This is a genomic window from Pseudomonas sp. P4_B3 (genome assembly GCF_056402295.1).
The window spans coordinates 105,893-118,361 of sequence record NZ_JBFUHR010000014.1; the positions used below are offsets into that span (position 1 = coordinate 105,893).

General features: G+C 61.4%; 12 protein-coding genes. 9 read left to right on the top strand and 3 right to left on the bottom strand.

Translation table 11 applies throughout. The features are described from left to right. The first annotated feature begins 12 nt into the window (after nt 1–12). The 8 genes from AC1DWG_RS17665 (at nt 13) to AC1DWG_RS17700 (ending at nt 8,104) form a co-directional block, all read left to right on the top strand. Nucleotides 13–1,014: a polysaccharide deacetylase family protein gene (locus AC1DWG_RS17665; protein WP_477764899.1), complete on the top strand. Its 1,002-nt coding sequence runs from the start codon at nt 13–15 to the stop codon at nt 1,012–1,014. Beyond that, nucleotides 1,011–2,315, top strand: a complete 1,305-nt coding sequence (locus AC1DWG_RS17670) for a lipopolysaccharide biosynthesis protein (RefSeq protein WP_477764900.1) — start codon at nt 1,011–1,013, stop codon at nt 2,313–2,315. Before AC1DWG_RS17665 ends, AC1DWG_RS17670 begins: the two co-directional genes overlap by 4 nt. Continuing rightward, on the top strand, nt 2,312–4,231 hold the full coding sequence (locus AC1DWG_RS17675) for a hypothetical protein (RefSeq protein WP_477764901.1): 1,920 nt from the start codon (nt 2,312–2,314) through the stop codon (nt 4,229–4,231). Before AC1DWG_RS17670 ends, AC1DWG_RS17675 begins: the two co-directional genes overlap by 4 nt. A gap of 84 nt (nt 4,232–4,315) precedes the next feature. Then, nucleotides 4,316–5,002 carry an N-acetyltransferase gene (locus tag AC1DWG_RS17680; protein ID WP_477788097.1) on the top strand — a complete coding sequence of 229 codons (687 nt, stop codon included), beginning with the start codon at nt 4,316–4,318 and terminating at the stop codon, nt 5,000–5,002. Between the two features lie 4 nt (nt 5,003–5,006). Beyond that, entirely contained in the window at nt 5,007–6,218 is a 1,212-nt protein-coding gene (locus AC1DWG_RS17685) for a GNAT family N-acetyltransferase (RefSeq protein ID WP_477788098.1), read from the top strand. Then, the gene (locus AC1DWG_RS17690) at nt 6,190–6,984 is read left to right on the top strand and encodes a ChbG/HpnK family deacetylase (protein WP_477788099.1); all 795 of its coding nucleotides are present in this window, start codon (nt 6,190–6,192) and stop codon (nt 6,982–6,984) included. The genes AC1DWG_RS17685 and AC1DWG_RS17690 overlap by 29 nt, the downstream gene beginning before the upstream one ends. Before the next feature lie 515 nt (nt 6,985–7,499). Beyond that, nucleotides 7,500–7,793: a type II toxin-antitoxin system RelE/ParE family toxin gene (locus AC1DWG_RS17695; RefSeq protein ID WP_477764905.1), complete on the top strand. Its 294-nt coding sequence runs from the start codon at nt 7,500–7,502 to the stop codon at nt 7,791–7,793. Between the two features lie 2 nt (nt 7,794–7,795). Further along, nucleotides 7,796–8,104, top strand: a complete 309-nt coding sequence (locus tag AC1DWG_RS17700) for an addiction module antidote protein (protein WP_477764906.1) — start codon at nt 7,796–7,798, stop codon at nt 8,102–8,104. Nucleotides 8,105–8,118: 14 nt separating this feature from the next. On the opposite strand, the gene AC1DWG_RS17705 is transcribed toward AC1DWG_RS17700, so the two are convergent. Next, nucleotides 8,119–8,931 carry a class I SAM-dependent methyltransferase gene (locus AC1DWG_RS17705; protein WP_477788100.1) on the bottom strand — a complete coding sequence of 271 codons (813 nt, stop codon included), beginning with the start codon at nt 8,929–8,931 and terminating at the stop codon, nt 8,119–8,121. A 172-nt stretch (nt 8,932–9,103) separates the two neighbouring features. On the opposite strand from AC1DWG_RS17705, the gene AC1DWG_RS17710 reads away from it, so the two are divergent. Continuing rightward, the gene (locus AC1DWG_RS17710; protein ID WP_477764908.1) at nt 9,104–9,484 is read left to right on the top strand and encodes a hypothetical protein; all 381 of its coding nucleotides are present in this window, start codon (nt 9,104–9,106) and stop codon (nt 9,482–9,484) included. Between the two features lie 3 nt (nt 9,485–9,487). On the opposite strand, the gene AC1DWG_RS17715 is transcribed toward AC1DWG_RS17710, so the two are convergent. Then, nucleotides 9,488–10,921: a sigma-54-dependent transcriptional regulator gene (locus AC1DWG_RS17715; protein ID WP_477764909.1), complete on the bottom strand. Its 1,434-nt coding sequence runs from the start codon at nt 10,919–10,921 to the stop codon at nt 9,488–9,490. After that, entirely contained in the window at nt 10,890–12,383 is a 1,494-nt protein-coding gene (locus AC1DWG_RS17720; protein ID WP_477764910.1) for a sensor histidine kinase, read from the bottom strand. The genes AC1DWG_RS17715 and AC1DWG_RS17720 overlap by 32 nt, the downstream gene beginning before the upstream one ends. Nucleotides 12,384–12,469 lie beyond the last annotated feature (86 nt).

Here is a 12,469-nt window from a genome sequence, read left to right on the forward strand (position 1 = left end):
GAGGCGCGTGCCATGGCGATCAAGCAACTGTTAAAACGCACCAGTGGCTGGCTGTACCTCAACTCCCCGGTCGGGCGCAATCAACTGCACGGCGCCGGGGTGATCCTGATGCTGCACCGGGTGCTGGCCAGCGACCAGGCCGCCGAACTGCCCCATCGCAATGAACTGTGCGTCGGGCCAAAGGCCTTTGAACATTTGCTGGTGTGGTTGAAAAAACACTTCGACTGCGTGCCGCTGATGGACATTCTGCAACCCGGCGCACCGCGTTCGGAGCGGCCGAAAGTGGCGCTGACCTTCGACGACGGCTGGCGCGACAACGCGCTGAATGCCTTCCCGTTGCTGCAAAAACACCAGGTGCCGGCGAGCATCTTTCTGTCCACCGATTTCATCGGCAGCCGCCAGCGCTTCTGGTGGGAAAGCATCGGCGAAACCCTGTGGAACAGCCATGGCGAACAGGCACGTCTGCAGCTGATCGAACACTTGCAGCACCTGGGGCGCCCGTTGCCGACACTGTGCGATGACCCGGATCAGCAACGCCGCAGCCTGGCGTTGCTGAACTTTTTGCAGAGCCTGAAAACCCTGTCGCCGCTGGACCTCAATCGCCTGACCGACGACTGCCCGCAGGAGTCGTTGCCCCAGGCGCTGGACTGGCAGCAAGTGCGCCACCTGGAAGCGTCCGGCCTGGTGCGCTTCGGCCCCCACGGTGCCAGCCACGCCATCCTCACCGGTCTCGACGATCAACGCTTGGATGAAGAACTGAGCCGCAGTCGCGAGGCGCTGCTCCACGGCTGCAACCAGCCGTTGCCGGTTTACTGCTACCCCAATGGCGACAACGATGCGCGGGTGCGCCAACAGGTGGCCAGGCATCACTTCCCGTTTGCCCTGGGTACCGGCACCGGCATTTATCGAGGGGCCGAAGACCCACTGGCCCTGCCACGCTTCGGCGTCAGCCAGCGTACCGCGCGCAATCCCGGGTTGCTGTCCTGGCGCATCTACCGCGGGGCACGCCCATGAGCCGCAACAACTACCTCAGGCACCTGGCCCTGAGCATGGGCACCAAACTGGCGATGATTGCCCTGCGCTTGCTGCGTAACGTGTTGCTGGCGCGGATTCTCGGCCCCAGCGAACGGGGCTTGTTTGCCTTGCTCAACACGTTGCCCGACCTGATCAGCGCTGCCACCAGCGGCGGCTTGAATTCAGCGGTGGGCTACCAGGCGGCCAAGCAACGACCGATGGGCTTGCTGCTCAGCCAGGTGCTGCTGTTCGGTTGTCTGCTGGCGGCGTTGCTGACCTTGCTGGTGGTGGCGCTGACCCGCGAGTTCGGCAGAGAACTGGACATCACCCTGCAATTGGGCCTGCTCGCCTGGCTGTTGCTGCTGGCGGTGCCGCTGACCGTGCTCAAAAGCGGCTTGCTGACTTTGCACAACGCCTCGGGCGGCGTGGTCGCCTTCAATGCCTTGCGCCTGATCGAGTCGCTGGCGCCGCTGCTGGTGTTCCTTGCCCTGTTCTGGATGTGGAAAAGCGCGGCCCTGGAAGCGGCGCTGATCAGTTGGCTGACGGGGATCAGCCTGGTGGTGCTGGCCGGTTGGGTCTGGCTCAAGCGCGAGCATCCGCTGAGCCTGCAATGGGACCGCGCCAGCCAGAACGAACTGCTGCGCTACAGCGCTCGCAGTCATCCGGACCTGCTGTTCCAGCAAGTGATTCTGCGCTCCGACTACCTGTTCATCGGCGCCCTGCTCGGCACCACGGCGCTGGGTCACTACGCCATGGCCAGCGCGGCCGCCGAGTTGCTGCTGATCGTTCCGGAAGCAGTGACCACGCCGCTGATGAAGCGCCTGCTGCAACAGGAAGAAGGCATCGAAAAAGTCACGCCACTGGCCTTGCGCTTGACCGCCACGGTGATGCTCGGCGCTTGCCTGAGCATGGCAGTGGTCGGTGAATGGTTGATCGTGACGCTGTTTGGCGAGGCCTATCAGCCTGCCTATCCGGCGTTGCTGGCGCTGCTGCCAGGCCTGTTCGGGCTGTGCTACATGAGCATTCTGCGCCTGGACCTGCTGGGCAAAAACCGGCCCGGCACGATTTCGTTGTTGATGGGCCTCAGCGCCCTGCTCAACCTGGCGCTCAATGTGCTGCTGATCCCCACCTACGGCATCGTCGGCGCAGCAGCGGCGTCCTCTATCGCGTACCTGGCCGTGACCCTGGCGCTGTTGGTGGTGTATTGCCGGTTGAGCCACGTGCCGGTCTGGCAAACGCTCATCGTCCTGCCCGGCGACATCGCGCCGATGCTGCTGATGCTGCAACGGAAGTCGGCATGAAACACCTGTTATTGCTGGTGAGTCTTGGCCTCGGGCTGAGCGCCGAAGCTGCGCCTATGCGTTGGGTCGATATCCGCGACGGCAGCCTGTACCTGCAAACGGACCGCCCCGACACCCTGACCGTGCTCTGGGCCCCGGTGTGGCAGGCTGAAGCCAACGAAGAACACCTCTACTTGCTCGACGGCCAGGGCAAACTCCAGAGCGAACGACTGATTGCCGCCAATGAGCCCCGCGGTAGCCAACGCTGGGAGCTGGCGCCGGGCGCCGCCAGTTATCGACTGGAAATTCCTGGCTACAGCTTCCGCCGTTATACGGTTGAGCACGACGACCACACCGTCGCACTGTTCGCCCCGGCCAAGGTGCATTTCAGCGCCGAGCCCCGGGACGGTGACGAGTTGTATTTCAAGGTCGCGGCCGGTGAACACGCGGTGCTGGCCGGTAAATTCCACGGTGGCGTCGGCGCGTTGCAAGCGCAGCGCGTGAGTGACGGCCAACAGCTTTCACTGTCTCTCGAGCCTTACCCCGCCTATTGGCAGTTCGACAAAGTCGAGTTGCCCGTTGCAACCACCGATCAAGTCTGGCGCCTGCAACTGCGCGGTAGCGGCAAGGTCGCATTCTGGCTCGACGGCACGGCCAACCTGTTCGCGCAGAACCCGCAACAGCTCAAACCCTTGCGCGAAGACGAAGGCCAGACCCGGCTGACGCTGCACAACGACGTGCTCGGCAAGACCCCGAACCTGGGCATCGCCCTGCCCTATGCGCGACCGCCGGATTCCAGTTTCGCCGTGCTCGATGCCCTGCAACCACAGGCCGGATCCTATTACAGCCTGGTCGACATCATGGCGACGCAGCCGCATTACGAAGACGTGTTCCGCCGGCTGTATCAGGATCGCTTCGGCATCACTCAGGACATCACCCTGCTGGCCGGCCGTCAGCGCAAGGCCGACCTGCGCGCCGACGCCACCAGCAACGCCGGCCTCAATGCCTGGCTCGCCGCCACACGCGCACTTGGCGGCAAGGGCACGCACTACATCGGCTTTGCCGACGAACCGAACCTCAACTACCCGGACTACGCCAGCTACCAGCGCATCTTCAACAGCATGGCCTGGCAAGTGCGCAGCAACCCGGACAACGCCAAAGCCGGCGTCCGCATCGCCATGCCGGCCAGCTCCCGGTTCGTCAATGGCCCGCTCGTCGACAATGCCGCCGACAAGCGCGGCATCGACTGGGCCCGACGCTTGCTGGCCGAGTCCGGCGACAAGATCGATGCGCTGGCATGGCACGAATGGATGGTCCGCGACCTGCTGGCGACCCGTGTCTACCGCGATAGCGTACGCAAAGCGGCAGAGCTGGTGGGGCTCGACGCCCAGGGACGACCGCGCAAAGCCTTGTTGCTGGACCAGACCAACATGTCCAGCGGGGCCAGCCTCAGCCCTTACGATCAGGAAACCCACTACGCCTCGTTATGGTGGGCCTCGGTCATCATCAATGCTTCCCAGGACGGCTTGCTCGACATGCTCGGCTGGTTCCAGGCCGACGACGAACCTGAGTATCCCAAGGGCATGTTCCGCGTGCTCGGCAAGGATGAATTCGAGCTCAAGCCCGTAGGCCTGGCGCAGCAATTCATCCGCAAGCATTGGCTACGCGATGTCATGCGCCTGGAGAACGACGCCTTCGAGGTTGACGTGCTGGCCATGTCTGCCGGGCACCAACGCAGCCTGCTGGGCGTCAACAAAGGCTCACGCTTGCAGCGCGTGAGACTGGCCGGCGCGCAATGTCCATTGTCCCAGGGATCATTGCGCTATTTCGGCGCCGACAACCGCAGTCGCGACGCATCTTTCAACTGCCTGGAGGGTCGCATCACCTTCGATTTACCAGGAGAAACCCTGTTTGCCCTCAGCTGGAGCACCTCATGAACGTCATTGATTTTTTACCGCGTGGACGATGCGTCGCGCATTGAGTCACTCCACTCACGGTCAACACCGTCAGGAGTCAAAAACATGAATGCTCTGAAAAAACTCAGTGATCACATCAAGCAAAAAGGCCTGCGCGCCACCGTCGGCAAGTTGTGGAAACACTACGTATTTTTCCACGAAGAATTGTTGTGGATGGAGCGCGATCTGGTGAGCCCGGTACCGCCACACAAGCTTCGACCCTATACACCGCTGCGACTGGAAACCATCACCCCACAAAACGCCGTGGCGTTCGCCAAACACTTCGGCGATCGCGTGGGCACCATGGCCGAGTTGGCGTGCGAAGGGTACACCGGGCATATGTACCTGGATGAAAACGGCGATGCCGTGGCCTTTATCTGGGGCAGCACACGCGATTATTTCGACCGTCATTACTACGGCTGCATGTTCCCGGTGAAGCCAGGTGAGTTCTTCGAGTTCGCTCTCGAGCAGATTCCTGCCTACCGGGGCACCACGCTGTCGGTCGATTTCCAGCTGAACCTGTGGAAAGCCATGGCTGATCAGGGCTGCAACAAAGTGGTGGATATCTGCGAGTCCCACAACATTCCCGCGCTCAAGCTGCACATGCGCATGGGGTATCGCGAGCAAGGACGGATCATGAACATCTACCACCTGTTCGGCGGGCGCTTCTTCCGCGAAACCCGCTACAGCGGTTCACGTCTGGATGCCTTGCGCAAACCGGCACCCTCTCCTGTTCCCGCCGAGGCGAGCTGATCTTATGTCTGCACGATTCGAATGGCGCACTTCGCTGTGCACCGACGACTTTCCGATAGCGGCTTACGAAGCATTGCGCCAGCGCGTAACGGACCACACGCCGTTCAACAAACTGGCCTGGCTATACGCGTCGGAACTGGCACTCAAGCCCGGCGAGCAATTGCATGTGCTGCTCGGCTGGCAGGGTGGCGAACTGGCGCTGTGCCTGCCGCTGGTGGCGTCCGTGGAACGCTTTGCGCTTTTGCCGTTTCGGGTCCTGCATCATTTGGGCTATCCCCTCGCCGACCGCCTCGCACTGCTGACGAGGCTGGACGACGACGCTATGCGCAAGGCGTTGACGCAGATCCGTCAACACCTGCCCCATACCGTGCTGCAACTCAACGAACTGGCCGGCTCCACGGCGCAAGCCCTGGCACCGTGGCAGGCACTGAGTTCGACCGCCGAACAACGCCTCAGCTGTCGGGTGCCGGTGCACCTGATCAGCGAAGCCGACCATCAGGAAGTCTCCGGCGACCCGCGCTACAAACTGCGCCGCGCACGCAAACGCATCGCCGCGTGCGGGGCCCAGGTGCGGCGGATCACCCCCGACGCCCTGACCATGGGGCCGCTGTTGCAGGACATCAGTGAAGTCGAAGCGGTGAGCTGGAAAGGCGACGAAGGGGTCGGGATCTTTTCCGATGCGCGCCATCGCCAGTGGATGTACCGCGCCTTCACCGCCCTCGCGGTCCGAGGCCTGGTGCGCGTGGTGGTGCTGGAGCTGGAGGGGCGCTGCATCAGCTATCGCCTCGGCTTGCTGGAACAGGGCCGACTGTACGACTACAACCTGGCGTTCCTGCCGCAATATGCTGACCTGGGCAGCGGCCGGGTGCTGCTAGAAGAGTGGATTCGCTGGGGCCTGGAAGACAACTGGCAGTGGATCGATGCGTCACGGGTCAGCCTGGAAAACTCCAGCCATCAACTGCACGAACGCATGACCGGGCAACTGGAACACTGGCGCTGGAGTTTTTACTCCTGGCGTCCAGGCGGTCTGGTGCTGGGACTGGCCTTGCGGGTCTGGCAACGCTTCAAACCCCGATTGCAGCAATGGCGCGCCCGGCGCGCGGCGGCCGCAGTCGCCACCCCGGCGCCCGGCGCAACACCTGTTGTCAAAAGGCCTGCGCCTACGGAAAACCTCAAGGAGGGTAAACATGCCCCGGCAAGTGATAGTCAACGCTGACGATTTCGGCCTCAGTGCCTGCGAAAACGCAGTGATCCTGGGCGCGTTCCAGGCCGGGCTCATCAGCTCCGCCACCGCCATGGCCAACATGCCGGCGTTCGAAGCGGCCTGTGCCATGGCCCGGCATCCATTGCTCGAAGGCCGCATCGGCCTGCACTTCAACCTGACCTACGGCCGTCCATTGAGCCAGAGCATTGTGCAACGCCCGACGTTTTGCGACAGTGCCGGCGTGTTCGACCTCAACCTGTCCCGCACCCGCCTCTGGCTCGGGCACCGGGATCGCCACGCCGTACTGGAAGAACTCGAAGCCCAGTGGCAGCGCTGCCTGGACAACGGCCTGCGCCCCAGCCACCTGGACTCTCATCAGCACGTGCACAACATCTGGCCGATCGGCGAGATCGTCGCGCGCTTCGCCGCCCGCCAGGGGGTGCCGGTGCGTCTGGCGCGCAACCTGGGGCAAAACCTCAGCTTGCCCAAGCGCGTGTTCAAGGACCTGCTCAACCGTCGCCTGAGCAACCTGGCCGGCGCCACCGCCGACTACGTGTGCACCCCGGTGGATCTGCGCAACGCTGAGCCGCCACCCGACGGACTGCTGGAAATCGTCGCCCACCCGAACCAGCTCGGCGCCGACTTCGGCGATGCCTACCTGGAACCGGGAGAGTCCTTGAGTGCACTGCTGGAACAGCGCTTGCCGGGTGTGCCGCGGGTAGCCTATACCGCTGCGGGCGATGCTGCGCCTCACCGTGCGCGGGCCGTTCTGGAGTAATCCGCAATCCCTGTGGGAGCGTGGCCCCGCGATGGCTATGTGTTGGGCGCATCTGTTTTGATGGTGTACATATCCGTTTCTGCGGTAACGGCCTCTGGCGGTTCCGCTTTTACAGCGGGTCACTTGGAAAAGCCCCAAGTAACCAAAGGCTCTTGCCCCTGACATTCGGTGCCTCGCCGTGGCTCGGCATGCCCTCGCTCCGGTCCTGCTCCGTGGGCCCGCCGCCATCGGCCATCCATGGCCGGCGGCGGCTAACCCGGCATCCATGCCGGGTTGCCCACTGCGCAGAACCTGCGCTCGGCCTCATGAGGGGGCGTGTACCGCAAAAGCAAAAGCGAGGCGGCCGACCGGCCGGCCTGATCGCGGGGTTCGTTCGCTTGTGAGAATTGAGTCGGCTGACAGGCCCCATCGCGAGCCTGCTCGCGATGGGGACGCCACAAACATCCCGGAAAAAACCCGCCTGAACGCGGAAATGTCTGACGGCTCACTCGTATCCATTTGGATACGATCGAGCAATGAATTATCTTATTCAGCAAACCGCTACTTTCGCAACATGGCACGCCTCGGTTCGCGATTTGCGAGCCAAAGTAGCTATCGCTCGTCGCATTGACCGCACCTCTGCAGGTAATCTTGGCGACAACAAGGCTGTCGGTGATGGCGTTTCTGAAATGCGCGTAGACGTGGGTGCCGGATACCGGGTTTACTTCACGATGCGAGGTGGTGTCGTCATTGTCCTGCTGGCCGGAGGTGACAAGTCATCTCAAACCGCCGATATCAAACGCGCAAAAAAAATGGCAAAGGAGGTTTGACCATGAGCCAGACTTTGACGATTTTCGACATGGCGGCGCTGCTCGACAGTGATGAAGCCATTAGCGAGTACCTCTCTCAGGTACTGGCAGACGGTGACAATGAGGAGTTTCTTCGCGCTATCGGCTATGTGGTGAAAGCCCGTGGCATGTCACAGATAGCCAAAGACTCGGGAATGGGTCGCGAAAGCCTCTACAAAGCCTTCGCACCGGGAGCAAAACCACGTTTCGATACGGTCCTGAAGGTCATTCATGCCTTGGGCATAGATCTCTGCGCGCAGCCGGGGCATACCGTCAATCACTCAAATCTCTGATTTGATTCTCCGCGTTATGTCGCTGGCTTCACCACCACCCACGTAAAACACAACGGCAACTGCGCCACCTGCTGCTGATAGCGGTCATAGAGTTCTTCGCGATTGGAGTGCGGGTACTCCTTGAAGTGACGGATCTGCAGCCCTGCCGCAATGGCGGCGCTGAAGAAGTCGCCCAGGGTGTGGACAAACCAGTAGGACGCCGCCGACGGCTGTTCGACCTTGCCTTCGTAGACGATCGGTTCGTGCTGCACGAACGGTTCGCGACGGAAGTATGAGCTGGACACGCGAAAAGGATCGGCAGCCTCGGGTTCGAACATTTCCAGGAACGGGTGGGTTTCGTACACCACCAGCGCCCCACCCGGCTTCAGCGTGCACGCCACATGGCGGAAGAATTCGCCGATGTCCGGCATCCAGTTCAGGACGCCGATGGTGATCAGCGCCAGGTCAAAGCGCTCCTGCAGTTGCGCAGGCAAATGGTGAATGTCCGCTTCGATGAATTGCGGCGCATGGGGCGAGCGGGACGCCAGTTCCCGTGCCTGTTCGAGAAATGCTTCAGACTGGTCGACGCCCACCACGCTACGCGCGCCCAGGGCAAACAGCGACAGACTTTCGCGACCGTTGTTGCAGCCCAGTTGCACCACCTCCTTGCCGTCGACACTTGTCTGGGTCAGCAAGGCGGTCAAGGTGTCATCCAGGCAGGAGAAATCCGCGTGCGCCACGTCCTTCAACAAGGCTTGCCATTCGCAGGAAGCTTTGTGGTGACGGGCGGAGTCATTCCAGGCCTCGCGGTTACTGGCGATGGCTTGTTCTTTTGTCGGCAGTTCCATTGCACGCTCCAGGGTTCGGGTCGTCGATTTGACCGGCCGGAGTCTAGATCAACCTCCTCCTGGCAGGTGTTGCGAACTTGTAATCCGCACAGCACCAACGGCTGCCCACGGCGGCAGCTATAGTTAATGACCTTGGGAGAAATGTGGTTAAACCGATTTAGCAGGTGTTGCCATGAACAAAACCAATCTGACGCTTTTGCTCGCCGTCTGCCTGAGCGCGACCGCCGTCGCCCACGCCGACGACATGCCAAACACCACCAACTACAGCAGTGAATTCAACTATTACGGCGCCGACCAACCCTTCGCGCACCCCGTACCACTGTCCATGAGCATCGTGCCACCAGGTTCGTACCTCCCGACCGCACCCGGGGAGTTCATTCCGGTTTCAAGTGAGCACGTGTTCTCCGACTCGCGCCTGCCGACTGTGGCCGACGCCACGGTTCGCGTGTTTGTCCGCAGCTACGATCCGGAACATGGCGTCTACGTGAACCAGGAAGTCCAGGACTCCGGTTGCGTGCTGTCCTGCATGAGGCAAGGCCAGGTATTGCAGTGAGCCTTACCACTGGCGTTTGTCCGGGCGGGCGAGGCCGAGTTTTTCGATCCGGTAGCGCAACATGTCCCGGCTAAGACCCAGCAGGCGTGCCGATTTGGTGACGTTCCAGTCGGTCTTGTCGAGCATCTTGCGCACCATGTCGCGCTCCACTTCCGGCAGGTTCATGGATTCGTTGCCGTTGTAGGAGGGACGCGGTTCGCTGAAATGTTGCGGCTCGTGATGAAACATAGGTGGCTCATCCACCAGGCTCAGGCAGACGTTCAACTGATGGACGGCGATGGTGTCGCTTTGCGCCAGCAACACGGTTTGCTCCAGCATGTTGCGCAATTCCCGCACGTTGCCCGGCCAGCTGTAGCTGAGCAGCAAATCTTCGGCCTGATTACTGAAATGCAGGTTCGGCTTGCCGTAGCGTTTGCCATGCAGCCCCAGGAAGTGCCGGGCCAGCAGCAGGATATCGGCACCCCGGGCATACAGGCGCGGCACCTTGATCGAAATGATGCGCAGGCGGAAAAACAGGTCGCGGCGGAATTTGCCTTGCTGGACCATTTGTTCGAGATTGCAGTTGGTGGCGCTGATCACCCGCAGATCGACCTTGCGCTCCTTCACCGAACCGACCCGGCGAATGGTCCGGTCTTCCAGCAGCTTCAGCAGCTTGGCTTGCAACAGCAGGTCCATTTCACCGATTTCATCGAGGAACAGCGTGCCGCCATCGGCCGCTTCCACCAGCCCCATGCGACGCTCCTTGGCGTCGGTGAAGGCGCCCTTCTCGTGGCCGAACAGTTCCGATTCCACCAGATTGGACGGAATCGAAGCGCAGTTGAATTCAATGAACGGGCCTTTGCTGCGCGGGCCGTCGAAGTGCAGGGCCCGGGCCACCAGTTCCTTGCCGGTGCCGGTCTCGCCTTCCACCAGGACCGGCGGCAGATCACTGTTGGCCATCCGCCGTTCGGCGTCGAGCAACTGGCTGATGATGCCCTTGAGGTATGCCATCGGTGCCGACTCGCCAATCAGCGCCTGCAACCCCGACTTCTGGGCTTCGCGCTCCTGGTAAAACGACAGCGTGCGCTCCATGCGGTCGGTAGCCAGGGCCTTGTCCAGCAGCAGCTTGAGCTCCGGCAGGGCCACCGGTTTGGTGACGTAGTGAAAGGCGCCCTCTTTCATCGCCACCACGGCGTCTTCGACGTTGCCGTAGCCGGTCATCATGATCACTTTCAGATCCGGCGCGCTGACGCGCAGCTTCTGGATCAGGTCGTGACCACTCATGCCCGGCAACGAGTTGTCGGTCAGTACCACGTCAGGAGCGAAAGCACCCAATTGCTCCAGTGCGTCTTCAGCCGAGTAGCAAACGGTCACCTCGAAGCCCTTGCGCTCCAGGTAAGTCTGAATATTCTCGGCGAGGATTTCGTCATCCTCGACCAACAGAATGCTGTGCTCCATATGCCCCTCCCGTTGCCACTTTGAAATTGAGACAAACACGGGTTCCTTCCTGCTCCCGGCTGGTCAGTTCGACCGAGCCGTCAAACCGCTCCATTATTCTCTTGACCAGGGCCAGGCCCACACCCAACCCACCTTGCTTGGTGGTGAAAAACGGCTTGAAGACCAGTTGTTGCTGTTGTTTGGACATGCCCTTGCCGGTGTCGGTCAGGGTCATGCTCAAGTCGCCGGGCACAGAGGAATCGATCTCGATCGTCAGCACGCCACCCTTGGGCATGGCTTCCAGTGCGTTGGCAAACAGGCTATTGAGTATTTGCGTGAGCAGCACCTGTTGGCTGACGACCGGTGGCACGCTGACAGGAGAGAAGCGCACTTCGACGTTCGAACGTTTGATCAGGGACTCAAAGGCACTCAAGGTGTCATCGAGGGCCAGCACCAGGTCGACCGTTTCACAGTCGTCATTCATCGGCCGCAACGACACCAGCAATTCACGGACCCAGCGCGACATGCGGTCGACCTGACTGATGATGTCGCCAATGTTTTTCTGTGCGGTCTGGCTGGCGATGCCTTGGGCCAGTTCGGCGCTGGAACGGATGTTCGCCAGTGGATTGCGCAGGCTGTGGGCGACCGCCGAGGACATTTCCCCCAAGGCGACAAAGGTTTCGTTGGCGATCAGCTGTTTCTGCTGGCTCTGCAGCTGTATCGCCGCGCGCCGGACGATCCAGAACAGCCCCAGGTAAATGACCGCCCCGCCGATCAGGGTGGCCAGCCAGATCGCCTTGAAGCCACGCTGGATGCGTTCCACCAGGTCCACCGGTTCCTTGTAGATCTCCACCATGGCAATCACTTTGCTTCTGTCGGCATTGAACATCGGAATGTAGTTCTCGACGAACAGGTATTCCGGTTCGCGCAGCAGGCGTTGCTCGGGGCGCTCCTCATCGATCTCGTGGTAGCGGGTGGACACCGGCGATTTCATTTCGAAGGATTCATCCAGCTCCTCGTCGTCTTCGATGCGTATGCCAATCAACTCGGAGTTTGTCGACCAGACCACGGTGCGGTCCTGGGCGTACACCGTCGCCAGCAGGATGTCCGGCAGATGCTCCACATGGTCGAGAAACTCAACGCGCGCGGCGGCCCGGGCTTCGGGGTTGATGTCGGAATCGGCATGGTCCATGCGTGGGTCGAGCATTTCGCCCATGGTTCTGCCCGGCGAAATCCTGGCATGACGGATTTCGGCCTCGCCAATGGCTTGAATGAACTGCGCAGTCAGCATCGAATCGCGCTCGATGCTTTCATCGACCACAAAGCGCGTGGAGATGTAACCCAGCCCCAGCGCCACCACGGCGATGATGAAAAAGCTTGCCAGGGAGAACCAGCGCAGCAAGTTGAACTGCGGCCGCCAACCCTTGCGCGGTACTGCCGGAGCCTGCGGCGCAGCTACTTTTTGTTGTTCCAGTATCTGCATGGCTTTGTCCTGAGTCTTTGAGATCGAGCCTTTCCAGCCGGGTATCAAGTCAGTGTAGGTAACATTGATAGCAATTGACTGGCCCA

What these genes read in the sequence shown, in the direction of transcription:
- AC1DWG_RS17700 (WP_477764906.1), top strand. Translation starts at nt 7,796, where the DNA reads ATGAGCCAGACTTTGACGATTTTCGACATGGCGGCGCTGCTCGACAGT.
- AC1DWG_RS17685 (WP_477788098.1), top strand. Translation starts at nt 5,007, where the DNA reads ATGTCTGCACGATTCGAATGGCGCACTTCGCTGTGCACCGACGACTTT.
- AC1DWG_RS17690 (WP_477788099.1), top strand. Translation starts at nt 6,190, where the DNA reads ATGCCCCGGCAAGTGATAGTCAACGCTGACGATTTCGGCCTCAGTGCC.
- AC1DWG_RS17705 (WP_477788100.1), bottom strand. Translation starts at nt 8,931, where the DNA reads ATGGAACTGCCGACAAAAGAACAAGCCATCGCCAGTAACCGCGAGGCC.
- AC1DWG_RS17710 (WP_477764908.1), top strand. Translation starts at nt 9,104, where the DNA reads ATGAACAAAACCAATCTGACGCTTTTGCTCGCCGTCTGCCTGAGCGCG.
- AC1DWG_RS17720 (WP_477764910.1), bottom strand. Translation starts at nt 12,383, where the DNA reads ATGCAGATACTGGAACAACAAAAAGTAGCTGCGCCGCAGGCTCCGGCA.
- AC1DWG_RS17665 (WP_477764899.1), top strand. Translation starts at nt 13, where the DNA reads ATGGCGATCAAGCAACTGTTAAAACGCACCAGTGGCTGGCTGTACCTC.
- AC1DWG_RS17715 (WP_477764909.1), bottom strand. Translation starts at nt 10,921, where the DNA reads ATGGAGCACAGCATTCTGTTGGTCGAGGATGACGAAATCCTCGCCGAG.
- AC1DWG_RS17670 (WP_477764900.1), top strand. Translation starts at nt 1,011, where the DNA reads ATGAGCCGCAACAACTACCTCAGGCACCTGGCCCTGAGCATGGGCACC.
- AC1DWG_RS17675 (WP_477764901.1), top strand. Translation starts at nt 2,312, where the DNA reads ATGAAACACCTGTTATTGCTGGTGAGTCTTGGCCTCGGGCTGAGCGCC.
- AC1DWG_RS17680 (WP_477788097.1), top strand. Translation starts at nt 4,316, where the DNA reads ATGAATGCTCTGAAAAAACTCAGTGATCACATCAAGCAAAAAGGCCTG.
- AC1DWG_RS17695 (WP_477764905.1), top strand. Translation starts at nt 7,500, where the DNA reads ATGAATTATCTTATTCAGCAAACCGCTACTTTCGCAACATGGCACGCC.